Origin of the sequence: Variovorax sp. CF313 (assembly GCF_000282635.1) — a bacterium.
Lineage (GTDB): Bacteria > Pseudomonadota > Gammaproteobacteria > Burkholderiales > Burkholderiaceae_C > Variovorax.
In genome coordinates, this window is record NZ_AKIW01000143.1 from 1 (window position 1) to 2,050 (window position 2,050).

The window sequence follows — 2,050 nt, forward strand, 5'->3', positions numbered from 1 at the left end:
TAATGGTCCGCCATGCGCTCCATGGTCCGCGCCTCGAACAGCTCCGCCGCGTAGCTGAACGTCGCATGCAGCCGACCGTCAGGGCTCTCGTCGGTGACCAGCATCAGATCGAACTGCGCGGCCTGCGCCCCCAGGCCGTAGGGTTCCAGCGCAAGGCCCGGCAGCCCATCCAGTCCCGAGAAATCTCCGCGCTGATGATTGAACAACACCTGGAACAACGGCTGGATGCCCGGCACACGCTCCGGCTGCAGCGCTTCGACCAGTTGCTCGAACGGCAGGTCCTGATGCATCTGCGCACCCAGCGCCGCTTCGTGCGCCTGCGCCAGCACCTGCAGCAGGCTGGTGCGGCTGTCCACCAGCGCGCGCAGCACCTGCGTGTTGACGAAAAAGCCAACCATGCCTTCGGTCTCCATGCGATGGCGATTCGCGATCGGCACGCCCACGCGAATGTCTTCCTGGCCGCTGTAGCGGCCCAGCAGCACCTGGAAACCGGCCAGCAGCACCATGAACAGCGTGCCCTCCTGATGCCGGGCCCGCTTCTGCAGGCCCTGAACCAGCGACGCGGGCACTTCGAACCGGTGGGTGGCCGCACCGTACCGGCCATCGGGCCTGCGGGCGTGGTCGAGCGGCAGTTGCAGCACCGGCTGCGTCCCGCCGAGCTGCGTCTTCCAGTAGGCGAGCTGGCGCTCCAGCTCGCCGGCCTCCAGCCAGTGCCGCTGCCACACTGCGTAGTCGGCATACTGGATCGGCATCGGCTGCAACACCACTGCTTCGTGCTGCACGCAAGCGCGGTACTGCGCCGCGAACTCGTCCACGATGATCTGCAGCGACCCGCCGTCCGAGACGATGTGGTGCATTACCAGCACCAGCACGTGCGTTTCGGGCGCCAGGCGGATCAGCGCCACCCTCATCAGCGGTCCCCGCGTCAGGTCGAAGGGCGTGTTGCCGATGCGCCGTGCCGCTTCGCGGGCCATGGCCTCGCGAGCGCCGGCGTCCGCCAGGCTCAGGTCCAGCAGCGAGAAGTCGAGTTGGCCGTCCTCGCGAATTACCTGCTCGGCGAGTCCGTCGGCATCGGCGCGAAACACCGTGCGCAACGATTCGTGGCGTGCCACCAATGCCTCGAAGCTGGTTCGCACCGCGTCCACGTCCAGCGCCCCCGTGAGCTTGAGCGCATCGCTCACGTGATAGGCCGTGCTCTGCGGATCGAGCTGCCACAGGAACCACTGGCGCAACTGCGCGTAGGAGACATGGCAGCGGTCCTGCGCGGCGTCTTCGCGCGGCAGGATGGGAAACTGATCGAGCGTCAGGCCCTTGGAACGGATGCCCTCGTACACCACGCGGCGCTGCTCGGCCGGCAACCGGGAGAAGCGCTCGGCGATGCGGCGGGCTGCGGTGGTTTCCATCAAACGGTCTCCATGCTGTCGATCAGCGAATCGATTTCTGAAAGGGCCTGGACCACGGGGCTGTCCCGGAGGGCCCCGGCGATCCGGGCAGCCATGGCAGCCAGGGTCGGGTACTGGAAGACGTCGCGGATGGTGAGTTCACTGTGCATGGCGGCATGCAGGCGCGCCACGAGCCGCGCGGACAGCAGCGAATGGCCGCCGAGTTCGAAGAAGTTGTCGTTGCGGCCCACGCGCTGCACGCCCAGCACTTCCGCCCAGATCGCGGACAGCTTCTCTTCCGTCTCTCCCAGTGGCGTTTCATATGCGTTGCCCGCCGAGAACTCCGGCGCCGGCAACGCGTTGCGGTCCACCTTGCCGTTGGCGTTCAGCGGCAGTGCGTCGAGCACCATCAGCATGCTCGGCACCATGTAGTCGGGCAGTGCTTCGCCCAGGCGTTCGCGCAGTGCCGTCGTGTCGAGGTCTTGCCCCGACACGTAACCCACGAGCCGCGTGCCCGTCGGGCCTTCGTTGGCGATGACCACCGCCTCTCGCACCTCCCGTTGTGCCAGCAACTGCGCCTCGATCTCCCCGAGCTCGATGCGGAAGCCCCGCACCTTCACCTGGTGGTCGATGCGGCCCAGGTACTCCAATTGGCCTTCGGGGTTCCA

At 67.1% G+C, this 2,050-nt stretch carries 2 protein-coding genes; both read right to left on the reverse strand.

The window, feature by feature from the left end; genetic code table 11:
- Positions 1-1,403, reverse strand: a 1,403-nt coding sequence (locus tag PMI12_RS26050) for a condensation domain-containing protein (protein ID WP_007838683.1), incomplete at its 3' end; no start/stop codon positions are given.
- Positions 1,403-2,050: phosphopantetheine-binding protein (locus PMI12_RS26055; RefSeq protein WP_007838685.1), on the reverse strand; the 648-nt coding region annotated here is incomplete at its 5' end. The genes PMI12_RS26050 and PMI12_RS26055, both read right to left, overlap by 1 nt.